22 protein-coding genes and 2 pseudogenes are annotated in these 24,143 nt (G+C 44.0%); 18 read left to right on the plus strand and 6 right to left on the minus strand.

The genetic code is table 11. From position 1 onward, the window contains the following. The first annotated feature begins 11 nt into the window (after positions 1–11). The 6 genes from VY86_RS05405 to VY86_RS05430 all read left to right on the plus strand — a co-directional run bounded on the left by VY86_RS05405 (position 12) and on the right by VY86_RS05430 (position 5,317). Entirely contained in the window at positions 12–1,043 is a 1,032-nt protein-coding gene (locus tag VY86_RS05405; RefSeq protein ID WP_046976622.1) for an IS630 family transposase, read from the plus strand. 80 nt (positions 1,044–1,123) lie between these two features. After that, positions 1,124–1,882, plus strand: coding sequence for an MFS transporter (locus VY86_RS05410; protein WP_338012146.1), 759 nt, complete (start codon positions 1,124–1,126; stop codon positions 1,880–1,882). Between the two features lie 267 nt (positions 1,883–2,149). Next, the gene (gene tal / locus VY86_RS05415) at positions 2,150–3,103 is read left to right on the plus strand and encodes a transaldolase (RefSeq protein WP_046974200.1); all 954 of its coding nucleotides are present in this window, start codon (positions 2,150–2,152) and stop codon (positions 3,101–3,103) included. Positions 3,104–3,193: 90 nt separating this feature from the next. Next, positions 3,194–3,769 carry a molybdopterin adenylyltransferase gene (mog, locus tag VY86_RS05420; RefSeq protein WP_046974201.1) on the plus strand — a complete coding sequence of 192 codons (576 nt, stop codon included), beginning with the start codon at positions 3,194–3,196 and terminating at the stop codon, positions 3,767–3,769. Between the two features lie 138 nt (positions 3,770–3,907). Next, entirely contained in the window at positions 3,908–4,471 is a 564-nt protein-coding gene (locus VY86_RS05425) for a chorismate mutase (protein WP_052760783.1), read from the plus strand. 480 nt (positions 4,472–4,951) lie between these two features. Further along, positions 4,952–5,317 carry an AMP-binding protein gene (locus tag VY86_RS05430; RefSeq protein WP_158019914.1) on the plus strand — a complete coding sequence of 122 codons (366 nt, stop codon included), beginning with the start codon at positions 4,952–4,954 and terminating at the stop codon, positions 5,315–5,317. Between the two features lie 3 nt (positions 5,318–5,320). Here the strand turns inward: VY86_RS05430 and tnpA are convergent. Then, positions 5,321–5,725 (minus strand): annotated as a pseudogene (tnpA, locus tag VY86_RS05435) (IS200/IS605 family transposase). Between the two features lie 58 nt (positions 5,726–5,783). Here tnpA and VY86_RS26425 point away from each other — a divergent pair. From VY86_RS26425 to dusA, 4 genes and pseudogenes are all read left to right on the plus strand, one after another. After that, positions 5,784–6,227: a helix-turn-helix domain-containing protein gene (locus tag VY86_RS26425; protein WP_411172042.1), complete on the plus strand. Its 444-nt coding sequence runs from the start codon at positions 5,784–5,786 to the stop codon at positions 6,225–6,227. Then, a pseudogene (locus VY86_RS26430) lies at positions 6,128–6,649 on the plus strand (RNA-guided endonuclease InsQ/TnpB family protein); the annotation flags it as partial. The gene VY86_RS26425 and the pseudogene VY86_RS26430, both read left to right, overlap by 100 nt. A gap of 276 nt (positions 6,650–6,925) precedes the next feature. Then, positions 6,926–7,432, plus strand: coding sequence for a peptide deformylase (def, locus tag VY86_RS05445; RefSeq protein WP_046974203.1), 507 nt, complete (start codon positions 6,926–6,928; stop codon positions 7,430–7,432). Positions 7,433–7,773: 341 nt separating this feature from the next. Next, entirely contained in the window at positions 7,774–8,811 is a 1,038-nt protein-coding gene (gene dusA / locus VY86_RS05450; RefSeq protein ID WP_046974204.1) for a tRNA dihydrouridine(20/20a) synthase DusA, read from the plus strand. 18 nt (positions 8,812–8,829) lie between these two features. Here the strand turns inward: dusA and VY86_RS05455 are convergent, their stop codons facing one another. Next, positions 8,830–9,813, minus strand: a complete 984-nt coding sequence (locus VY86_RS05455; RefSeq protein WP_046974205.1) for a quinone oxidoreductase — start codon at positions 9,811–9,813, stop codon at positions 8,830–8,832. Between the two features lie 170 nt (positions 9,814–9,983). Between VY86_RS05455 and dnaB the strand changes: the two genes are divergently transcribed. From dnaB to VY86_RS05485, 6 genes are all read left to right on the plus strand, one after another. Then, positions 9,984–11,393 carry a replicative DNA helicase gene (gene dnaB, locus VY86_RS05460; protein ID WP_046974206.1) on the plus strand — a complete coding sequence of 470 codons (1,410 nt, stop codon included), beginning with the start codon at positions 9,984–9,986 and terminating at the stop codon, positions 11,391–11,393. Between the two features lie 38 nt (positions 11,394–11,431). Beyond that, positions 11,432–12,511, plus strand: a complete 1,080-nt coding sequence (gene alr / locus VY86_RS05465) for an alanine racemase (protein WP_046974207.1) — start codon at positions 11,432–11,434, stop codon at positions 12,509–12,511. 53 nt (positions 12,512–12,564) lie between these two features. Beyond that, entirely contained in the window at positions 12,565–13,761 is a 1,197-nt protein-coding gene (locus VY86_RS05470; protein WP_046974208.1) for an amino acid aminotransferase, read from the plus strand. A 337-nt stretch (positions 13,762–14,098) separates the two neighbouring features. Beyond that, the gene (locus tag VY86_RS05475) at positions 14,099–14,659 is read left to right on the plus strand and encodes a hypothetical protein (protein ID WP_046974209.1); all 561 of its coding nucleotides are present in this window, start codon (positions 14,099–14,101) and stop codon (positions 14,657–14,659) included. Next, positions 14,640–15,881: a colicin E3/pyocin S6 family cytotoxin gene (locus tag VY86_RS26665; RefSeq protein ID WP_046974210.1), complete on the plus strand. Its 1,242-nt coding sequence runs from the start codon at positions 14,640–14,642 to the stop codon at positions 15,879–15,881. Before VY86_RS05475 ends, VY86_RS26665 begins: the two co-directional genes overlap by 20 nt. Positions 15,882–15,889: 8 nt before the next feature. Beyond that, positions 15,890–16,144 (plus strand): cloacin immunity family protein, encoded by a 255-nt coding sequence (locus tag VY86_RS05485; protein ID WP_046974211.1) that lies wholly within the window; start codon positions 15,890–15,892, stop codon positions 16,142–16,144. A 69-nt stretch (positions 16,145–16,213) separates the two neighbouring features. Here the strand turns inward: VY86_RS05485 and VY86_RS05490 are convergent, their stop codons facing one another. After that, a complete protein-coding gene (locus VY86_RS05490; RefSeq protein WP_046974212.1) occupies positions 16,214–16,621 on the minus strand; it encodes a type II toxin-antitoxin system HicB family antitoxin in 408 nt (135 codons plus the stop codon). A 51-nt stretch (positions 16,622–16,672) separates the two neighbouring features. Further along, positions 16,673–16,849, minus strand: coding sequence for a type II toxin-antitoxin system HicA family toxin (locus VY86_RS05495; RefSeq protein WP_023044500.1), 177 nt, complete (start codon positions 16,847–16,849; stop codon positions 16,673–16,675). Between the two features lie 564 nt (positions 16,850–17,413). Between VY86_RS05495 and VY86_RS05500 the strand changes: the two genes are divergently transcribed. Both VY86_RS05500 and VY86_RS05505 read left to right on the plus strand, forming a co-directional pair. Further along, positions 17,414–18,505, plus strand: coding sequence for a PfkB family carbohydrate kinase (locus tag VY86_RS05500; RefSeq protein ID WP_046974213.1), 1,092 nt, complete (start codon positions 17,414–17,416; stop codon positions 18,503–18,505). Continuing rightward, a complete protein-coding gene (locus VY86_RS05505; RefSeq protein ID WP_046974214.1) occupies positions 18,502–19,440 on the plus strand; it encodes a pseudouridine-5'-phosphate glycosidase in 939 nt (312 codons plus the stop codon). Before VY86_RS05500 ends, VY86_RS05505 begins: the two co-directional genes overlap by 4 nt. Positions 19,441–19,604: 164 nt before the next feature. Here VY86_RS05505 and VY86_RS05510 read toward each other — a convergent pair. After that, positions 19,605–20,998, minus strand: a protein-coding gene (locus VY86_RS05510) for an IS1182 family transposase (protein ID WP_158019915.1) whose coding sequence is annotated in 2 segments (ribosomal slippage) — positions 19,605–20,431 and positions 20,431–20,998 — 1,395 coding nt in all. Because the reading frame shifts where the segments join, the coding sequence is not laid out codon by codon here. A gap of 111 nt (positions 20,999–21,109) precedes the next feature. Next, positions 21,110–23,944 carry an excinuclease ABC subunit UvrA gene (gene uvrA, locus VY86_RS05515; RefSeq protein WP_046974215.1) on the minus strand — a complete coding sequence of 945 codons (2,835 nt, stop codon included), beginning with the start codon at positions 23,942–23,944 and terminating at the stop codon, positions 21,110–21,112. Positions 23,945–24,143 lie beyond the last annotated feature (199 nt).

Below are 24,143 nucleotides of genomic sequence, written 5' to 3' on the forward strand. Positions count from 1 at the left end.
TGGTATCTGTCATGAAAATATTCATTACCGATGAACAAAAAGCCGAACTTGAACATCTCCATCACACCTGCCGTGATAAGAGAGAGTGTGATCGCATCAAAGCGGTCCTCCTGGCCTCTGAGGGCTGGAGTTCTGTCATGATCGCTCAGGCCCTGCGTCTTCATGAAACGACCGTTCATCGTCATATCAGCGATTACCTTAATCACCGTAAAATCAAGCCCGAAAATGGCGGCTCTCAGAGCCATCTCAGCGAAACACAGACTCAGGAACTTATCGCCTATCTGACCGCAAATCTTCTGCCCACCACACAGGCGGTTATCCGCCTTGTCAAAGAAGCGTGGGATATCCGTTACACCGTTCCCGGCATGAATAAATGGCTGCACCACCAGGGATTCAGTTATAAAAAGCCGACCGGCGTGCCACACAAGTTCAACGCGGAACAGCAGCGGGCCTTTATAGAAACCTACGGGAAACTCAAGCAGGAAGCCGGAGACCATGAGCCCATCCTGTTCATTGATGGCGTCCATCCCACTCAGGGGACGAAACTGGCTTATGGCTGGATGCGAAAAGGCCAGAAAACCGCGGTGAAAACCACGGGAAGCCGTACCCGTCTGAACCTGATGGGGGCCCTTAATCTGGCTGATATTAGTAAAACGGTAGTACGCGAGTATGACCGTATCGACAGTTATCACATCGCAGAGTTTTTCATTGCTCTGCGTGAAACCTATCCGGTCAGTCAGAAGGTTCATATTATCCTTGACGGAGCTGGTTACCACCGAAGCAGGCTGGTGAAAGACTGGGCTTATGTGATGAATATTGAGCTTCATTACCTGCCACCGTACAGCCCGAATCTGAACCCGATAGAAAGGCTGTGGAAGGTGATGAATGAACAAGTCAGGAATAACCATTATTTCGCCTCGACGACCTTGTTCAAGCAGGCAATACATCGCTTTTTTACGGAAATATTACCGGAACTGGCCGGGAACCTGTCGTGCCGTATTAATGACAACTTCCAGGTTATGAATACTGCATCTTCAAGTTAAGCGGGTATATATCAAAGCAACAATTCTATTATGGGTTGCTCTCTATATCTTCTCCATTGATAGCAGGTTTTTTGATAAATATGATTTCAATACGATCCTTATTTATTATTGAATCAATGTGCTTTATTTTATCAATTATATTTCTCTTTTTTATCGTCGATTGGGGAACTAAAATAAAGGAAAAAGATATTTCTATGAAATATGGTGGTTTAGAATATATTATCAAGAACAATGTTCAGAGAAATATATTGTTATTTAGGATAAGTATTTTAACTGCAATGGTGTCATACCAAGTGATTTCAACCTATATAATGACTTCTAACTATACAACAATTGTCTCTTTATTTAGTGGATTATATTCGTTTTCTTTTTCTGATTTGGTTGCTTATTTTTCCTTTTTAGCTTCTGTTTCAATGTTATTAGGATCTTATTTATCAGGCTCCTATTTTAATATAAATAAGTTGAAACAATCTTTCTTTTTTGGCTCTATTTTTATTGCTGTTGGATGTATTTTTTGGGCCATGCCTTTGTCAAGAATTGTCCTGTTATATTATACTTTGGGAACTATGCTTATCTTTATGGGCCTTTCTTCTTTAAGAATATCTCTTTATACATCAGGGCAAGAGCTGACTCCAGAAAAATATCTTGCGAGAATAATATCTTCTTCAGATGCGATTTCAAGAAGTTACCAGTCAGTCTTTGGTATTATCGTAATATGGTTAATCCCTTTGTTAGGAAGTAGTGCTTTATTTGTTTTTTTTGCAATTTGTTCTCTCAGCTCAGTTTTCGTTTCAAAGAAAATAAGTGCTGAAGTTGAGAACAAATTAATATTAAAGTAATGCGTTTTAAATTAAATTTTTGATAATGGATTCAATTTACTGAATCTGGGAGATCCCCTGACTTTATTGGCATAAGGATGCTTATTGGTATTAGGCGATCTTGAGGACAGGGCAGGTTTAGGAGATTTAAGATTAAAAACATTTGCGAATCAATTGACTGTTAATGATCGCTTTTACCGCCTTGCAGCAAGGTCTTAGCATGTTATTATCAATGGATGGCTCAGTAACAATGCCTCAATTTCACGCATAACGATGAGATATGACAAAATGACCGATAAATTAACCTCCCTGCGTAAACTGACAACAGTAGTAGCAGATACCGGGGATATTACGGCGATGAAACTTTATCAGCCACAAGATGCTACAACTAACCCATCTCTGATCCTTAACGCTGCACAGATCCCTGAATATCGCAAACTCATTGATGAAGCCATTGCGTGGGCGCGTGAACAAAGTGATTCCCGTGAGCAGCAGATTGTGGATGCCAGCGATAAACTGGCTGTAAATATTGGCCTGGAAATTCTGAAACTGATCCCTGGCCGTATCTCTACAGAAGTGGATGCCCGTCTGTCTTATGACACCGAAGCTAGCGTAGCTAAAGCTAAGCACCTGATTAAGCTGTATAACGAGGCGGGTATCAGCAATGATCGTATTCTGATCAAACTCGCTTCAACCTGGCAAGGTATCCGTGCGGCTGAACAGTTAGAAAAAGAGGGTATTAACTGTAATCTGACTCTGCTGTTCTCTTTCGCCCAGGCCCGAGCTTGTGCGGAAGCGGGTGTTTACCTGATTTCTCCATTTGTTGGCCGTATCCTCGACTGGTATAAAGCGAACAGCGATCAGAAAGAGTACGCTCCACACGAAGATCCGGGCGTAGTTTCTGTGACGGAAATCTATCAATATTATAAAGAACATGGCTATGACACTGTTGTGATGGGCGCAAGTTTCCGTAACTCCGGTGAGATCCTGGAATTGGCGGGTTGTGACCGTTTAACGATTGCACCTGCGCTGCTGAAAGAGCTGTCTGAAACTCAGGGTGAGGTTGAATGCAAGCTGGGTTATAGCGGTGAAATTAAAGCGCGCCCGGCACCACTGAATGAAGCTCAGTTCTATTGGGGACATCATCAGGATGCAATGGCTACAGAAAAACTGGCGGATGGTATCCGTAAATTTGCTGTAGATCAGGGCAAACTTGAGAAGATGATCGCTGATCTGCTGTAATTACAGGTTATAAACTATTTTTTTTGCTTTAAAGGCGGCATAATTAGCTGCCTTTTTGCTGTTAGTTAATTATGTATTATTGAGGTTTGTATGAATGAATTGCGCATTGGCCTGGTATCCGTCTCTGATCGTGCATCAAGCGGTGTTTATCAGGACAAAGGGATTCCGGCACTGGAAAAGTGGTTAAAAAGTGCTATTACAACACCTTTCAGTATAGAAACTCGTCTAATCCCTGATGAGCAGATTATCATTGAACAAACCCTGTGCGAGCTGGTGGATGAAATCGGCTGTCATCTGGTTTTGACTACCGGTGGAACCGGCCCCGCACGCCGTGATGTGACTCCTGATGCAACATTGGCTGTTGCAGATCGTGAAATGCCAGGCTATGGCGAACAGATGCGTCAGATCAGCCTGAAATTTGTTCCAACAGCAATCCTATCCCGCCAGGTTGGCGTTATCCGCAAACAGGCTCTTATTTTGAACTTACCAGGACAACCAAAAGCAATAGCAGAAACGTTGGAAGGTTTAAAAGACAAAAATAGCAATGTTCTGGTATCCGGCATTTTTGCCAGCGTGCCATATTGTATCCAATTGCTGGATGGCCCATATGTCGAAACCGATGATAAAGTAGTTGCTGCTTTTAGACCGAAAAGCGCTCGTCGCTGAACAATGAACTAACTGTGGAAGGAATCAAAAAAATCGAGCTTTTATCTGACACTTATCGAAAGGCAACTTCAAAATTATAAGTCTATAATTCATTTAACATGTTGATTAGTTGTTTGGAATAAATTCCGAGGTGAAAAGATGAAACGGTCAAAAAAAGCAAAGATAATTGGTTTTATTTCTGGTTTTGCATTGATTATGAGCATAATGGCCTCCATGTCGGCTCAGGCAACGGAAACAAAGACGACGGTAGCCCAGTTAATTAATCAGCGTCTTTCTTACATGAAAGATGTGGCAGGATATAAGGCTGAAAACCATTTACCTGTTGAGGTTATGGCTCAGGAAGATAAGGTGCTTGCCAAATCAATAAATGAAGCCGAGTCTTTTGGATTAAGCGGAGAGTCAGTCAGGCCATTTATTAAAATCCAGATGGGTGCCGCGAAGGCGATTCAATATCGTTATCGGGCCGATTGGTTGTCAATTCCTGAAAATGGCTGGCAGCCAAAACCGTTAGATGATGTTCGTATTAAAATTAGCGGGTTAAGTACTAAAATTCTCCAACAGATTGCTATTCTGCTAAAAGACGGAGAAAAGATAGACGCTTCTGACAAGGAAATGTTTATGGCGAATATTCAGCAAAATAACTTAAAGGATTCGGATAAACAGCAAATTTTTGCTGCGCTTGAAAAAGTGAAATTGAAATAATAGTTGCGCCTTACTCTTTAGTAAAGATCGGACTGAGTTCCCTTCAAGTGATCTACTATTTCGAAATCTTATTTATAACAATAAGTTAATAATTCTCATATATTTAATATCTATTAGCTAATCGTTTATTTGTTTCTATGGATCTTATTACGGATATAAATAAGTTTTCATAATTATGCTCCACTTCCAACCAGCCCTTGTGTACCAAGATATACAGCCTTTTCATCCAAGTGGTCTGTAGAATCAATGAGATAGGCTACAGAACCAATGTTGTTCAAAAAGAAAACAAAAGGCATAGGTGTATCAGTATTATGGAAAGCTATTTATTGAATAGTTCTTTGACTCTGTTAATAAACCTCCTGACTTAATTACAATTAAAAATGGCGAACGAAGATTGACTTATAGATAACTTAATGCTCAGTCTGATTTAGTTGCTAAATATCCCCAAGAAAATTAATTTTATTGTCTCAGATAAATATTGTGAATTTTGTAAATACGTTTGTCGATGTGACGGAACAGGACTGTATCGCTCAATTTTCTTCTATTTCATTTGATGCATTTGTTTTTGAATTGTGGGTAGCGTTATCGTATGGTGCTTCAATGTGCATCGTTGATTCTGAAACACTTTTTCATAAAAACCGGTTTTATGAAACGGTAACTGAAAATAAAATCTCAATAGCGTTTATTACTACTCCTTTGATTAATAATGAGATTTTAGATAACTTTATTAGTCTTACATCATTTCGGCGGCTTTATTCAAGTGATATGCCATCTTTTCCTCCAAAGGGTACTCCCGCCGACATAAGGCGGGAGGGGAATTTGGACGGGCTTGAAAAGCCCGAATAACTCTCAGCCACGCTGATGCTGAATGTATTTTTTCACGACTTCCCGCGGCACCCCACCGCACGATCCAGCGAAGTATGAGCGAGACCACAACACAGGCTTGCCGTAAGCTCCGCGCAAGTCCAAAAATTGATTACGCAGACGGCGAGAGGTCACGGCTTTCAGTGAATTGACCCGCACGGACAGCTGCACGGTTGGAGGGGACTCAATCAGCATATGGACGTGGTCGGGCTCACCGTGACTCTCTTTTAGCTCAGCACCAAAATCACGGCATACCTCACCGGCATACTAATGGAATGCCGCATAATGTCACTCACCCAGAATATTTCCACGGTATTGGGTCACAAACACAAGATGTACAGGCAAAAGAAAAGCAGCCTGCCGTGAACGGTTGATTTTGTCTTCCTGCATTGAATTTAACCAAAATTGCGGTACGATAGTGATGACATCTACTCCACACTGAGCCATCATGCGACTTCTGAAAGCCTACAAATTCAGACTGGAACCCACCGAAGAACAGTCGCAGCGTCTGCGGCAGTTATGCGGCTGTGCTCGTTTCGTCTGGGATCACGGGCTTGACGAGACGAAGCGCATTCTTGAGTCAGGCGGCAAACTTCCCTCCGCTTTTGAGCTGAACAGGATGCTCACAGTGTGGAAACAAATACCGGAACACGCCTTTTTGCAGGAAGCTTACACGGATAACCTTCAGCAAAAACTCAAAGATTTACACGGGGCGTGGAAACGTTGTTTTGATAAAAAATTGTCGGCCAGAGCGCCTGTATTTAAAAGAAAAAATGACGGACGTGATTCGATCAGAAGCGTAAAATCCAGCACCTGCACTCACATATCGCCAATATCCGCCGCGATTACCTTCACAAGGTCAGTACGACAATCAGCAAAAACCACGCAATGAGAGTCATTGAAGACCTGAAGGTTGCCAACATGTCAAAGTCAGCAGCGGGGTCGATAAGCCATCCGGGGCGCTATGTCCGGGCAAAATCTGGCTTAAACCGTTCGATATTGGATCAGGGCTGGTACGAACTTCGCCGCCAGCTTGAGTACAAGCAACGCTGGCGGGGGGGTCAGGTATTAGCAGTCCCTCCTGCCTATACAAGCCAGCGTTGCGCCTGCTGCGGTCATACAGCGAAAGAAAACCGCCTATCACAAAGTCAATTCGAGTGCCTTAAATGCGGATATACGGAAAATGCCGATATCAACGGTGCTCGTAACATTTTAGCGGCAGGACATGCCGTGCTTGCCTGTGGAGGGAGGGTGCAGTCAGGCCGCCCGTCGAAGCAGGAACCAGACACTGAGCAATCAGTCGTCACCCACTAACGGGGATCCCCCTCCTGAGTCACGAAGTGCGAAGGTAGGGGAGGATGTCAATAGTGCTATTTAACAGCTTCAAAGGTGTACTGGATGATATGATATCGGTTAATTTCTATCATAGAAAACATATCGCTTAAGGCATAGTTACCACTGAATTCAGAATGAGAAGTGTACTAACTATATAAATCTAAGAACAAAGCAGCTTGAGCAGTAGCGCTATAGTACGGTTTAAAGCCGATTGAAAGCAACGACAGGCTGCCCGAATAGAGAGAATCATTTGTCATGGCAACATTAAAAATATTGACTATTCCAGATGAACGACTGAGGCAAAAGTGTGTTGAAGTTGCAAATGTTGAAGAGATCCAAGGTCTTATCGATGATATGCTTGATACCATGTATAGCACGGATAATGGAATCGGTTTGGCCGCACCGCAAGTTGGACGAAAAGAAGCGGTGGTGATCATTGACATTTCAACGAATCGAGATCAGCCCTTGATTCTGGTCAACCCAAAGATCGTTGAGAAAGAACGCAGTGTCATGGGGCAAGAAGGATGTTTGTCTGTCCCAGGATATTACGCTGATGTGGAAAGATTTGAAAAAGTGAAAGTTGAAGCGTTAAACCGGCATGGTGAGGCAATCACGGTGGAGAGTGAAGATTTCCTGGCTATTGTGATGCAACATGAAATTGATCATCTCCATGGCAAGATTTTTATTGATTACTTATCACCATTAAAAAGGCAAATGGCGTTGAAAAAAATTAAAAAATATCACAATAACAGAGCATCTTAACCGAATTTAAATCCAAAATAGTCAAGGGGCAGAGCTGAAACGCCGATGTCATGTGGATGACGTTCCAGCAGTTGTGGTAAAGCCCCTTGAATGGTTAGCTTATTTCAAACACAACCCCGTAGATTAGGTACTACAGCCGTAGAAACAAAAAAATATATATACTTACCACCTTCCTTTATTCCTACTGTACAACGATACCTAATAACGCCATCGGCGCGAGGACGTTTCACTATGTTATAATAGGCCGTTCTTCACCTCTCATGCGTCAGTACAGTACACCATTGTATAAGTGTACTGGATGGTGCACCGGTAAATCGAAAATAACCTAAAATGTCTTTAAAATGCACGAAAATAAAGAAACTGAAAAATACATAGAAAACATAGGAATACAAGAATCTCCGCATAGATTATGGCAAGGCCGCTTCTCCGTTGCCCCGATGCTCGACTGGACAGATCGTCATTGCCGTTATTTTCATCGTCTATTGACTAAGCAAACGCTGTTATATACAGAAATGGTGACAACCGGGGCAATTATTCATGGTAAAGGCGATTATCTGGCATACAACAAAGAAGAAAACCCAATAGCATTACAACTGGGTGGAAGTGATCCACAAGCGTTGGCGCATTGTGCTCAAATCGCTCAGGAACGTGGCTATGATGAAATTAACCTGAATGTGGGTTGTCCTTCTGACCGGGTACAAAACGGTCGTTTTGGCGCTTGCCTGATGGGCGAAGCTGAACTGGTAGCGGATTGTGTTAAAGCAATGCAGGATGTGGCCAGTGTGCCGATCACGGTTAAAACCCGTATTGGTATCGATGAGCAGGATAGTTACGAATTCCTGTGCGATTTTATTGATACGGTTGTACAACGCAGTGGCTGCAATATATTTACCATTCATGCACGCAAAGCCTGGCTTTCTGGTTTAAGCCCAAAAGAAAACCGTGAGATTCCACCATTGGATTACCCGCGGGTTTATCAACTGAAAAAAGATTTTCCTCAACTAACAATTGCTATCAATGGTGGGATTAAATCGCTGGAAGAAGCAAAACAGCATCTGCAACATGTGGATGGTGTTATGGTCGGGCGTGAGGCGTACCAGAATCCGTCTATTCTGGCACATGTTGATCATGAATTATTTGATTCTTCGATTCCGGTGGTCAATTCAGTTGAAGCCGTCAGAGCGCTCTATCCTTATATAGAGCAAGAGCTTTCAAAAGGAACATATCTGGGTCATATCACCCGCCATATTTTAGGCATTTTTCAGGGGATTCCGGGCGCGCGTCAGTGGCGTCGTCATCTGAGTGAAAATGCTCATAAACTGGGGGCAGATATTTCCGTTGTGGAACAGGCGTTAGCAATGGTAACTGAGCGGATGTAATATCCGCTCGTTTTACCGTTAAGGGATCAGTAAACTTGATCCTTGAGTAGCTCGGCTTTCCAACGTTTGGTGCGCTCTTATCACTTCATTTAGTGGGAATTTCTGGTTTTTTGGGACATCTACATTAATTTTGCCGCGGGTAATCAGATCGAATAGCTCTTTACTGGCCTCATCTAACTCTTCGCGGGTCGAAATATAGCCGGCGATAGAAGGGCGGGTAACAAACAGTGAGCCCTTCTGATTTAAAATCCCCAAATCGACACCCGTAACTGGCCCAGATGCATTACCAAAACTAACCATCAAACCGTGGCGTTTCAGGCAATCCAGTGAGTTTAGCCAGGTGGATTTACCTACGGAGTCATAAACTACACCCACTTTTTCACCGTTGGTTATTTCATAAACTCGCTCAACAACATTTTCACGGTTATAGTTAATAACTTGCCATGCACCAGCATCTTTAGCGCGTTGAACTTTCTCATCGGAGCCAACAGTTCCGATAAGTTTTGCACCCAAGGCTTTTGCCCATTGGCAAGCAATCAGTCCAACGCCACCAGCAGCGGCATGAAACAAAAAGGGTTCGTCTGGTTGAATCTTGTAGGTACGGCGCAGAAGATAGTAAACCGTTAACCCTTTCAAAAAAGAAGCGGCAGCTTGCTCGAAGGAGATGGCATCCGGCAGAACAGCGACTTTACTTTCCGGGACATTATGCACTTCACTGTAAGCGCCCAAAGTTGATTGCGCATAGACCACACGGTCACCCACTTTTATAGAGGTTACGGCGGAACCCACTTTGCTGACTACGCCTGCGGCCTCCGTACCCAGACCGCTTGGCAGGTACGCCGGTGGATATAGCCCGCTACGGATATAAGTATCAATATAGTTGATTCCAATAGCTCTGTTTTCTACTTGTACTTCATCTTTAGCAAGTGCTGCGGGTGTGAATTCACAATATTTCAGGACTTCAGGGCCGCCGGTTGCGGAAAATTCGATATGCTTTGCCATGACTCAACCTCGTAAATGTAGGGAGAATGTTTTCACGTAGTCGTTGAACTGATTGTAAACGGGCTTTAATGTGTCAGGAATAATTACAAACTATATGTAATTACTCAAGGCACTTCATAGCGTATACTCGTGCGTCGTTACAGGTTTATCAGTAGATTATTGCGGGATTCATGGCGGGAAAAAAATCAACTCACAACAAAATGGCTGAACCTAAAGATCGTCAAATGGAAGGGCTGAAGCTTCCGCCACACTCTTTGGAAGCGGAGCAATCCGTGTTAGGTGGTTTAATGCTGGATAACGAGCGTTGGGATAATGTTTCCGAACGAGTCACCAGCAATGATTTTTTCAGCCGCCCACACCGACGTATTTTTTCTGAAATGCAGCGGTTGCTGGAGATGGGCAACCCCATCGACCTGATTACGTTATCTGAATCTCTTGAGCAGAGTGGGGATCTGAGCAATGTAGGCGGTTTTGCTTATCTGGCCGAATTATCCAAAAATACGCCAAGTGCGGCTAACATTAATGCTTATGCGGATATTGTCCGCGAACGTGCTGTTGTCCGCGATATGATCGCCGTAGCAAATGAAATTGCGGATGCAGGTTACGATCCTCAGGGAAGGTGCAGCGAAGAATTATTGGATCTTGCTGAATCGCGGGTATTCCAGATCGCAGAAAACCGTGCCAGTAAAGATGAAGGACCGAAAGGGATAGAACGGATCCTTGAGGAAACCGTCGAGCGTATTGAGCAACTCTATCAGCGTCCTCATGATGGCGTAACGGGTGTTTCTACCGGTTATCAGGATCTGGATAAGAAAACCGCAGGGTTACAAAAATCAGATCTGATCATCGTAGCCGCTCGTCCTTCTATGGGGAAAACCACTTTCGCCATGAACCTGTGTGAAAACGCCGCCATGATGCAGGACAAACCTGTTCTGATCTTCAGTCTTGAGATGCCTGGCAACCAGATCATGATGCGTATGTTGGCATCCCTTTCACGAGTGGATCAAACTCGTATCCGTACAGGTCAACTTGATGATGAGGATTGGGCGCGGATCTCCAGTACGATGGGGATATTGCTGGAAAAACGTAATATGTATATTGATGACTCTTCCGGCCTGACGCCGACCGAAGTGCGTTCCCGTGCCCGGCGTGTTTTCCGGGAAAATGGCGGATTGAGCCTCATTATGATCGACTACCTGCAATTAATGCGGGTTCCGTCTTTATCTGATAACCGTACTTTAGAAATTGCAGAAATTTCCCGTTCACTCAAAGCGTTGGCTAAAGAACTTCAGGTGCCGGTAGTTGCACTTTCTCAGCTCAACCGTAGCCTTGAACAACGGGCAGATAAGCGCCCGGTTAACTCTGATTTACGTGAATCCGGCTCTATTGAGCAGGATGCCGACCTGATTATGTTTATCTATCGTGACGAGGTTTACCATGAGAGCAGCGACATGAAAGGTGTGGCTGAAATCATTCTTGGTAAGCAACGTAACGGTCCAATCGGTACAGTTCGCCTGACGTTTAATGGTCAGTGGTCGCGGTTTGATAACTATGCCGGACCGAATTATAACGACGAATAAGTATTAACCACCAGAGAATTAATCAATAAAGGAATAAAATGAAAGCGGCAACCGCAGTTATTGACCGCCGCGCTCTGCGACATAACCTGCAACGGGTAAGGGCTCTCGCCCCTAAAAGCAATCTTATTGCAGTTGTGAAAGCAAACGCTTATGGCCACGGTTTACTGGAAACAGCACATACGCTGGAAGACGCCGATTGTTTCGGTGTAGCTCGAATTGGTGAAGCCTTGACGTTACGCCATGGTGGTATCGTCAAACCGATTCTGTTATTGGAAGGATTTTTTGATGTGGCTGACCTGCCTGTACTGGTAGCCAACCATATTGAGACGGTAGTGCACAGCGTTGAGCAATTGGAAGCACTGGAGCAGGCTGAATTATCTCATCCGATAAAAGTATGGATGAAACTGGATAGTGGAATGCACCGTCTTGGTGTTCGGCCAGAAGATGCGGAAGCTTTCTATGAACGGTTAAGTCGTTGCCAAAATGTGCGGCAGCCCGTCAATATTGTCAGCCATTTCAGCAGGGCTGATGAACCCACCGTAGACACAACCCGCCAGCAGATAGCTTGTTTTCAGGCTTTCTGTGCTAACAAACCGGGAGAAAAGTCTATTGATGCGTCGGGGGGGATCCTGTTGTGGCCGGAAGCCCATCAGAACTGGGTGCGCCCTGGGATTATGATGTATGGAGTATCGCCATTGCCAGATAAAACAGCGGCGGATTTTAACCTGATCCCAGCGATGACATTAAAATCGAGTTTGATTGCGGTTCGTAAACACAAAGCCAGTGAGTCAGTCGGTTATGGTGGAACTTGGGTCAGTGAGCGGGATACCTGGCTTGGTGTTGTGGCTATTGGTTATGGCGATGGCTATCCGCGCAGTGCTCCCTCAGGAACGCCAATACTTGTTAATGGGCGTGAAGTGCCGATTGTTGGCCGTGTTTCAATGGATATGATATCTATTGATTTGGGGCCGGATGCTACAGATAAAGTCGGTGATGAAGTGGTTCTCTGGGGGGATGTACTGCCAGTGGAACGGGTTGCTGAATGCACGGGTATCATTACTTACGAGCTAATGACTAAACTCACTTCCCGAGTTGCAATGGAATATCTGGACGAATGATGCTATAGGCTATATTGTTTGTTGAATAACTGATTGACAAGGAGTATAGCCTGATGTTCCAGAATGTTGATGCTTATGCCGGTGATCCTATTCTTTCGCTGGCTGAAGAATTTAAAAAAGATCCTCGTGCGGAAAAAATTAATCTGAGCATTGGGCTGTATTACGATGAGCAAGGTGTAACTCCGCAATTGCAAGCTGTGGCTACCGCCGAAGAGCAACTTCGTGCGATGTCACAAACTGCCTCTCTTTATCTGCCAATGGAAGGGCTGCAATCATATCGTCTTGCTGTTCAGGAACTGCTATTTGGTAAAGATCACCCCATGTTGCAACAACAGCGGGTGGCAACAATTCAAGCGTTAGGTGGTTCTGGCGGTCTGAAAGTTGGTGCTGATTTTCTGCATCGGTATTTTCCTGATTCAGAAGTGTGGTGCAGTGATCCAACCTGGGAAAACCACGCGGCTATTTTTACTGGCGCAGGTGTGAAGGTGAACTATTACCCTTATTTTGATGAACAGACCAAAGGGGTAAAATTCAGTGAAATGCTGGAAACATTCAAAAAATTGCCGGCAAAAAGCATAGTTTTGATGCATCCTTGTTGCCATAACCCAACGGGATCGGATCTGACAGATGATCAATGGGATCAGGTTGTTCAGATTGTTGAAGAAAGGGAACTTTTGCCATTTCTTGATATTGCGTATCAGGGGTTTGCAGATGGCATGGAAGCAGATGCTTATGCCATTCGCGCTATGGCGACAGCCGGTTTGCCTTTCCTGATAAGCAACTCCTTCTCCAAGATATTTTCTATGTACGGTGAACGCGTTGGTGGTTTGTCTGTTGTTTGTGATGATACCCAGACCAAAGATCGGGTGTTTGGACAGTTGAAGGCTGGTGTACGCCGTATTTATTCCAGTCCACCAAATTTTGGTGCACAAGTTGTGGCTAAGGTACTGACTGATCCGGCTTTAAAGGCACAGTGGCTGGGAGAAGTTGAACATATGCGCATACGTATTCTGGAAATGCGCACGGTGCTGGTGGATGCCCTGAAAACCGCATTGCCAGAGAAAAATTTTGATCACTTGCTGAAACAGCGCGGCATGTTTAGTTATACCGGCTTTAGTCAGCAGCAAGTGGATCGCCTGCGCAAAGAGTTTGCTGTTTACTTGGTCGGTAATGGCCGTGTCTGTATGGCTGGGGTTAATTACCACAACGTTGAACGTATTGCTGAAACATTTGCGACGGTAAATAAGTAATAAATTTTAATGTAAATGATCTGTTATTGATGATAATAATTGGCAGGTTCGTAAAATAGCAGTACATCCCTCTTAGAAGCGCACTATGTATGGTGCGCTTTTTTCTCTCTCCGACTTCAATTACTTTATTGATTTTTAATGTTTTTATTGTGATGTTTTTTCGGCCTGCAATTATTAGTCAAACTAGTAACGAGTTTCACTAATCTTAAATGGTGTTTATTATTTCATAAATAATGATAATCATTCTTACTTGAGATAAATCTGTTTTTGTTCTAATCTACTGTCTGTATATACAGTAATTCTGTGTGCTTTTTATTTAATGAAAGAGGAGAATGAGATGAATGAGGGAGATAGAAAGGGCCATGACCGTGATATGCAGACGATAGAGAGCGTAGGCAGTAAAGGAGGAGATGGAGAGGCTCTAGCCAATCATGACACAATGACGGTGACATCAGACCGCAAGTCTGATCGAGGATGGGGAGGTGGCAGTGGAAACTCAGGAGATCATGAACGGGTTGACCGTACAGGAAAAAAAGATGGGGGAATAAATTTATCCTTGTTTCCAGAAGCGCAAGCATCAGCAGCTATTGGCGCTCAACCGATGAACATTTCTGTAATTGATGGGCTGTGGGGATTTACATTATTTCGAAAACAGATAGCCAGTGCTGTGAGTTCGACATTAACCCGATTGGGCAGTGTTGCATTAGACGCCGCACCTTATGTGGGACGTTTTGCTGGTGTGGCAGTAGGAGCTATGTGGCCTGGTGACTTGGGAATACCTGAAGATGAAAAGTTTAAAGCAGAACGGCAGAGGATGATTATTCAAGCAATACAAGCCAGTCCAGGTCACAAAAACGCCTGTATCCCAGTTAGCCACAATGTCCAGCGTGGTTACTGATATTCAAGTACAGGATGTCATTGAGAAAGATAAGCAGACATTGGCAATTGTTAAAACGCCAGCTAGAACTGTGAGTGTTCCTGTGGTTAAAGCGGTAAAAACTAACCGGCAGAATGTCTTCACCGCAAAAGTTGTTCCGAGTATGCCTCCAGTGCATATCAGAATAAGTGATCCTCCAAGAAGAAATATATTTAGTAGAAAAGAGGTAACACCAGTAGCTGATGTGCCGGTTAAACCATATACACCAGCACCGGTTAAAAATACAGTGGATGCTATCGTCCATTTTCCAGCGGGGTCAAATGCAGAGCCGGTGTATGTTTCGGTGACGACAGTATTGAGTACGGCGGAAGCTAAAAAACAAGCGGCAGAGGCGAAGCAACGACAAGAAAAGTGGGAGAAAGCGCATCCTGTTGAAGCAGCGGAGCGGCGGCTTTATGAAGCAGAACAAGTATTCAAACCGCTTGATAAAATTTATCAGGAAAAGCTAAAGGTATTAAATCAAGTAAAAAATACGCCGGAAGGTAAAGCGCTGGCAGATCCTGTAAAAAATCCACTTGTTTATACAAAGGATATTGAGATAGATGGGAAGAAACTTAAAGTAGAGATAAAAACGGATAATAAAAAAGGTTTGGATATTCTTTTAAAAGAAGGAATAAAAGCATACATATCTGCTATGACGCTTTCAAATTTTAAGAAATTGCAGGGTATTAAAGATCCTCAAGAAGCTCAAATACAAACGAGTGCAGCACTTTTAAAAGCGATATACTATGAACGTTTTGGTCGTCGGTTGTTAGACGCTTGGAAGAAAATAAATCCAGCGCAAAATGAATTTAACATTGCAATGGAAAACCGTAAAAAAGCGGAACAGGCAAAAATTGAGGCTGAGAAGCATCGGGATAAGGTAAAAGAAGAAAACAGGAAAAAGCGTAAAGGTGTTAAAGAGGCCGGTCATGATTATTATCCAGCTCCGAAGACTGAAGAAATTAAGGGGCTAGGTGAATTAAGAAGAGGTCCCCAAAAAACGCCAAAGCAGAATGGGGGTGGAAAGCGTAAACGATGGATTGGTGAAAAAGGCCGTAAAATTTACGAATGGGATTCTCGGCATGGTGAACTTGAAGGTTACAGGGCTAGTGATGGCCAACATATAGGTGTTTTTGATCATAAAACAGGTAAACAATTAGCTGCTGCTGATCCAGAACGTAGTATTAAAAAATTTTTATGAGGTGAGTTATGGGATTAAAATTAAACATTGCATGGTATGATAGAAAAACGGAAGAGTTTATTGGCGAGGAATATTCTGGAGATCTGGGCGATGATGGTTCAGTAATAGAAAAACTAGGGCTTCCTATTGAAGATAATATTAATAATGGTGGGTTCGATGTGAAAAAAGAGTGGGTGCCAACACTTGGGCCATATTTTAAAAATAAAATTGAAACAGATAAATATTGGTATCAAATATCATTTGACTACCGAGATAAATGGTAATGAGGCCGTAATTTAGTTATTCACTTAAACCTCGCTGCGGCGAGGTTTAAGGTTATTCTATCGTGATGTTTAAATGGCAATAAGTTCCAGATGCTTTCCTAAGGCATTTAACGCATTCGCTATAGTGTCAATTTTAGTACTATGACCTAATGACACTATACGTTGGATTTCTTGCGGTCGGGTGCCTAGTAACCGTGCAAGCTCCGCATTGCTTGTTCTTGTTTGAAGCATCGTATTCAACAGCAAAACTTTAGCCGCTATACTAGCCGGTACTTCGACAAAAGCTTCTCCTTCAAGCGACGGTGCTGGTATTTTGCGCCGGTCTTCAAAGTAGAAATCAAATGCAGTAACCAGAGCATCCCGCGCCATAGCTAACGCTTCTTCTCTGGTATCTCCACCTGTTAAGGCTTCAGGGATATCTGGGAACATCACAGCCCAACCTGTTTCGTCATGTTCGAATTTTACTGGGTATCGCATATTTTTACTCAGTGAAGTTATGCGAGTAACCTGCCCCTTAGGGCCGGTTTGTTATTTGATGCCTAGCTGTTTTAATATTGCTTTCCTTAGTGGTTCTGGGATTTCTTTACTAGGGTGCCTTGGCATCGTGGTTTGCTTACCGTTCAAGAAAACTTTCAGATGATTAGTCCCATCTTTAAATTCTGCTCCTTGAGCTTTAAGCCACCGGCGAAACTCGCTTTGCTTCACTGCCTCCTCCTGTTTGTTTAACTTGAAAACAAATATAAACATTTTTGGTTATAGACGCAAGGGTTTTATAAACATTTTTGTTTATAAGTGTAATAGAGTTATAAGTATTTTTATTTTTTCTTTAATAGGATGAAGTTTAACGTGGGAATTGTTCTAGTCGCAGAGTATATAGCTTGTTCGCGGATAATTCCGGCTATGGAATATGTTTTTTAATGTGAAACAAATCAAATTTTCATGAAACGTGTTTCAAATGGTAAAAAATGATCCTGACTATTTCAAGGTATACCCAAACATTTGTTAGGTTTAGATAAGATTTTTCTTATTACTTTGTTTTATTAAATCTATTTCCAGAGTAAGAGGCTGATTCATTATCAATGTACTGAGATAAACTTTTTTCGGCAGGGTTTAATTTGATGGAGATCACATAAAACAGGGTTAAAACTCAGCAATCCATTCTTACGATCGTTCTCCCAACTTCATCATAAAACTAAAAAATCCCTCTTTACTGTTTTACATTCCGCACATAAAACAAACGTATGTTTAAAAACAAACAAGTGCCCAAAAATGACGAACAGGGAAAAACAAATATTGCACCTTCTGAGACGAGATCCATTGATCCCTCAGCAAGCGATTGCCGATATTTTAGGTATAAGTCGCTCTGGTGTCGCTGGTCATATTATGAATTTAATGAATAAGGGATATATAAAGGGGAAAGGTTATATTTTATCTGATCATAATTATGTGGTAACTATTGGCTCTATTAATATGGACGTTTGTGGTTATGCATCTGCTAAATTAATTTATGAAGATTCTAACCCAGGAAAAGTGAAATGCATACCTGGTGGTGTAGGCAGAAACATTGCTCAAAATATCGCGCTATTGAGTAAAGAATGTCATCTTATTTCTGTTGTTGGTGATGATTTCTATGGCAGTACTTTATTAGATCAGGCCAAACGCGCGGGTGTTAACGTCGATTGCTGTTATAAGCTTTATGGTGAGAATACCTCGACGTATATCTCTTTATTAGATGATGGTGGTGAGATGTTGGTTGCCATCAACGATATGCATATTCTGGAAAAACTGACTCCATCGTTGTTGGTAAGCCATTGTGATCTTATTCAACACGCCGGAGTACTGGTAGTTGACTGCAATTTATCCGAAGAAGCATTGACCTGGTTGTTCACTAACGCCGGAACAGTACCCGTGTTTGTAGATACCGTATCTGCATTTAAAGCGTCTAAAATTAAAAACTGGCTTTCTCATATTCACACCTTAAAACCTAACTGCCTGGAGGCGGAAATATTGAGTGGTATGAAAATCACCCAACCTACTGATGTTCCCGATGTGGCACGGTGGTTTCACGATCAAGGTGTGCAGCGTTTAGTGCTTAGTATGGGCGTAGAAGGTGTTTACTTTAGTGAAAGTGATGGTATGGCAGGTTGGTCACATCCTATCAGTGTCAAGGTTGTTAATGTAACAGGCGCTGGCGACGCGATGATGGCCGGACTGGTGAACTGTTGGCTGGAAGATATGACGCTGGCAGAGAGTGTTCGTTTTGCTCAAGGGTGTTCTGCCCTTACATTATCTTGTGAATTTACCAATAATCCAAACCTGTCAAATGGCAGTGTCCGAAAACTATTGGAATTACAATCATGAAAAATCACGCTATTGGAAATGAATATCTGGATATTTCCCCGGAAGTTGCAGAAGCTTTAGCGGATAACCAACCCGTCGTAGCGTTGGAATCTACGATTATTGCTCAAGGGATGCCTTATCCGCAAAATGTAGAAATTGCGCTACAGGTTGAACAAAAAATCAGGGAAAATGGCGCTATTCCTGCAACAATAGCCGTTATCAATGGACGCATGAAAGCCGGTTTGTCCCATGAAGAAATAGAACTTTTGGGCCGTGAAGGCTACAAGGTTACTAAAGTCAGTCGTCGTGATTTACCATTTGTGGTAGCTGCCGGAAAAAATGGTGCGACCACCGTTGCCTCTACCATGATTATTGCAGAAATGGTGGGGATTAAAATTTTTGCTACCGGTGGCATTGGTGGTGTGCATCGTGGAGCAGAGCATACTTTTGATATTTCAGCCGACTTGCAGGAGTTGGCGAAAACCAGTGTTGCGGTAGTCTGTGCGGGTGCTAAATCCATTCTGGATCTTGGCCTGACAACAGAATATCTTGAAACTCACGGTGTACCGTTAATTGGCTATCAGACCCACTCTTTGCCGGCATTTTTCTGCCGTACCAGTCCATTTTCTGTCAATATTCGCCTGGATTCTCCAGAACAGATAGCCCAAGCAATGGTGATAAAATGGGATACCGGATTACAGGGGGGATTAGTGATTGCTAACCCGATCCCTGAGCAATATGCCATGCCGGAAGCGGAGATTAATGCCGCTATTGAACAGGCGGTGCGCGAATCCATTGAACAGGGAGTGAGTGGAAAGGAATGTACGCCGTTTTTGTTGGCTCGAGTGGTTGAGTTGACCGGGGGAGATAGTCTGTCTGCCAATATTCAGTTGATACTTAATAACGCTGAACTGGCGGCGAAAATTGCTTGTTGTTATTGGGAAAACCGTAGGTGAGGTGAGTTTGGAAAAGTTACTGGTAGAAAACAATGGGGCTCAACTGAGCCCCATTTCAGACCGCTGACAAACCTCGTTGAAAATAACGGGATTTGTTCCTTTCATTGTGAATCATAATGCCATCCATTTTCCTCATTAAGCCAATTTAATCGCCCGACAAGGCGTTATTTTCGCTTCTCCTGCAATGAAATGCTCGCTCTCCAGAGATAAAAACAACAAAGCATTGCGACCAGCAAGGCTATCTTCTTGATATTTTGGGCTGTGGCTGCCAAAAGACACTGTATTTGCACTTTTTGCAACCCACGGAAACGGGCATAGCGGTGCCCGTGATGTTGCTTCGCATCTGCAAAACTACGCTCTATCGTCTCCTTTCGCCGCTTGTAGGTTTTTTTACCCCACTCCGTTAGCCGGTTTTCCCTGGCCTGCTCTTTACTGTCCTCCCAGACATGACGGGTTATCTTTTTGCCCCCTTTGGCCTGCGTACAGGACGCGCGTTTCGGGCAATACTGGCAGATATTCGCCGCGGCCTGATAATGCCGGTATCCCTCTCGGCTGGTTGTTTTATAAATCAACTTTTCGCCCTGAGGGCACACATAGCAGTCCTCCTGCTTGTCATAGGTAAAATGTTTTTTCTGGAAGACGTTCGACCCCTTATTCGGACGGCGGTAACCGATTATCGGCATGACACCTAACTGTTCCGTTAAGTAACAAACCGGGGCCGTAAAATAGCCCGCATCCAACCCAACCGCGAGGGGATTGAGGGCAAAACGCTCTAACTGACGCGTCAAGCGCTTGATAAAAGGCTGGCTATCGTGGACATTACCCGGTGTGGCGTAGGTATCGGTGATAATACCGACTTGCCCATCCACGGTACGGTGGTCAAGGTAAAAGAACCCCCTGGGTTTGTTGGTCCGGTGCATAAACCCGCTTTCCGGATCAGTGGTACTGACCTTCGTCTTTCTCTGCCGTTCCTTTAGGGCTGGCTTCAGGCTTTTTTTCCGGCTGCCGCCCGGTCTTCAGTGACGGCTTTATCCAGTGCATCAAAATAGGCGCCGGGGGGAACCGGCCGCATGACATTCTCCGATTTATGCGGATTGGCACTGGCTTTCAGGTGGGTGCTGTCGGTATAGAGTACGCGTCCGCCCACGAATCCTTTGGCCATCGCCTGTTCAACAATGTGGTCAAAAATCTGCTGGAAGACCGCGGTATGATTGAAACGGCGGCGGCGGTTCTGACTCAGGGTTGAGGCATCAGGGACCTTCTCTGTCAGTCCGAGGCGCAGAAACCAGCGGTAAGCCACATTAACCTGAATTTCCTGAACCAGACGGCGTTCACTGGGGACGCCAAACAAGTAGCCGAGTAACATCATTTTAATCAGCATGACCGGATCGATAGCAGGACGGCCATTATTGTGGCAATACAACGGGGCGACTAATTCGCGGATAAATTCGAAATCAATGGCAGCATCGACTTGACGGACCAAATGATTTTTAGGGACCAGCTCGTCAAGCGAGAGCGTTTCTGGCGGGAAAGTCTGGAGAGGGGGGGGTCTTAACATGGTGGCAAGCTCCGTTGAGTGAACGGAACTTAATTAAAACAAAATGCCGGATAAAAAACCAGCACTTTGTCAATAATCTGCAATGGGGCTCAACTGAGCCCCATTTGTGAATTAGACTTTTTTCTTCAATATCGGTTTCAGGAAACGCGCAGTATGTGATTTCTCACATTCGGATACCTCTTCTGGCGTACCAGAAATCAGAATTTCACCACCACCGCTTCCTCCTTCAGGACCAAGATCCACGATCCAGTCAGCGGTTTTAATCACATCAAGATTATGCTCAATAACCACAATGGTATTTCCTTGATCGCGTAACTGATGCAAAACCGCCAATAATTGCTGAATATCAGCAAAATGCAGACCGGTTGTTGGTTCATCAAGAATATATAACGTCTGTCCAGTTCCACGTTTAGATAGCTCACGCGCCAGTTTTACCCGCTGTGCTTCACCACCTGACAACGTCGTTGCTGATTGCCCCAAACGGATATAAGAAAGACCGACATCTATCAGTGTTTGCAATTTGCGGGCCAGAGCAGGAACAGCATCAAAGAATTCACGGGCTTCTTCGATCGTCATATTCAGGACTTCATTGATATTCTTGCCTTTATATTTTACTTCCAGTGTTTCGCGGTTATAACGCTTACCTTTACACTGATCACAAGGGACATAAATATCAGGCAGAAAGTGCATTTCTACCTTAATAACGCCATCACCCTGACAAGCTTCACAGCGTCCACCTTTAACGTTAAAGCTGAATCGTCCAGGTGTATAACCACGGGCGCGGGATTCAGGTACGCCTGCAAACAACTCACGGACTGGCGTGAATACACCGGTGTAAGTTGCGGGGTTAGAGCGAGGAGTTCGGCCAATCGGACTCTGGTCAATATCAATGACTTTATCGAAATGCTCCAATCCTTGAATATCAATATAAGGCGCAGGATTGATATTGGTCGCGCCATTCAATTGGCGTTGTGCAATGGGGAACAGGGTATCATTTATTAGCGTCGATTTACCGGAGCCGGAGACCCCGGTAATACAAGTAAATAACCCGACCGGTAGGCTGAACGTCACATTTTTCAGGTTATTACCTTTCGCGCCAATCAGCTTCAGTACTTTTTTCGGATCAGCCGGAATACGCTGCTCTGGGATTGCAATTTGCCGTTCACCACTCAGGAATTTACCTGTCAGTGAATCTTTGCTAATCATGATATCTTTAACTGTACCTTCCGCGACGATTTCGCCACCATGCACACCAGCGCCGGGGCCGATATCAATAATATGGTCGGCAGCGCGGATTGCATCCTCATCATGCTCAACCACAATCACAGTATTCCCCAGATTTCGCAAGTGGATCAGCGTTTCCAGCAGACGTTCATTATCCCGCTGATGTAACCCAATAGACGGTTCATCAAGTACATACATTACTCCCACCAAACCTGCGCCAATCTGGCTGGCAAGACGGATACGCTGAGCTTCGCCACCGGACAGGGTTTCGGCAGAACGGGAGAGCGTTAAATAATTCAGACCAACATTAACCAGAAATTTCAAGCGGTCACGGATCTCTTTCAATACTTTTTCGGCAATTTGTGCGCGCTGACCACTGAGCTTGATATTTTGGAAGAAATCCATTGCATGGCCGATACTGAAATCCGAGATTTCCGGTAAAGTTGTATTCTCAATAAATACATAACGGGCTTCTTTGCGTAAACGGGTTCCGTGACAGGAAATACATGAGCGGTTGCTGATATATTTCGCCAGTTCCTCACGAACGGCAGTAGATTCTGTCTCTTTATAGCGGCGTTCCATATTATGCAGTACCCCCTCAAACGGGTGGTTGCGCACCGTGGTATCGCCACGGTCATTGGTGTATTTAAATTCAATGGATTGTTTACCGGAACCGTATAACACCACTTTCTGAATACTGGCACTCAGGGAATTGAAAGGTGCTTCAATATCAAATTTATAATGGTTTGCCAATGAACACAGCATCTGGAAATAGTAAAAATTACGGCGATCCCAGCCCCGAATTGCCCCCCCTACCAGAGAGATATCACCATTCTGGATAACTCTGTCAGGATCAAAAAATTGCTGAATGCCTAAACCATCACAAGTTGGGCAGGCACCGGCTGGGTTGTTAAAAGAAAACAGGCGAGGTTCCAGCTCACTCATGCTATAGCCACATGCAGGACATGCAAAGTTAGCGGAGAAAATCAGTTCTTCAGCCTTATTATCATCCAGATCGGCGACAATGGCTGTTCCACCTGAAAGCTCCAGCGCTGTTTCAAAAGATTCAGCCAGACGTTGTGCCAGATCGGTGCGAACTTTAAAGCGATCAATAACCACCTCAATGGTATGTTTCTTCTGTAATTCCAGTTTGGGGGGATCGGACAGATCACAGACTTCACCATCAATGCGTGCGCGGATATACCCTTGAGCTGCCAGATTATCCAGCAGCTTAGTGTGTTCCCCTTTGCGCTCTTTGACGATTGGTGCCAACAACATCAGGCGATTCCCTTCCGGCAGTGCCAGAACATTATCTACCATCTGGCTGACAGTCTGTGCTGCGAGTGGAACATCGTGATCAGGACAACGTGGTTCACCTACACGGGCAAACAGCAAACGCAGATAATCATGAATTTCAGTAATTGTTCCCACGGTTGAACGTGGGTTATGGGAAGTGGATTTTTGTTCAATGGAAATAGCCGGGGATAGCCCTTCGATATGATCAACATCTGGTTTCTCCATCAGTGACAGAAACTGGCGCGCATAAGCTGAAAGCGACTCAACATAGCGACGCTGCCCTTCTGCATAAAGTGTATCGAATGCCAGAGAAGACTTACCTGAGCCGGACAAACCCGTGATAACTATCAGCTTGTCTCGGGGAATTATCAGATTGATATTTTTGAGATTATGGGTGCGTGCGCCCTGAACTTCGATGTTATCCATGAACCATTTCCCAGATTATTCGTACGTGCATAACTAATAATAAGTGCGTTATTATTACACAGAGTTGACTGATTAGATATACAGTAGTTAAGTGAAATAATGTAATAAGTACATATAAAGTACGGTGAGCTTCGCAAAGTCCGTTCTAATGTGGCTGTGTTTCATTTTTAGCATCGCATGTTAAACTGCATTGCTTATA

Source organism: Photorhabdus thracensis (genome assembly GCF_001010285.1).
GTDB classification, from domain to species: Bacteria; Pseudomonadota; Gammaproteobacteria; order Enterobacterales; family Enterobacteriaceae; genus Photorhabdus; species Photorhabdus temperata.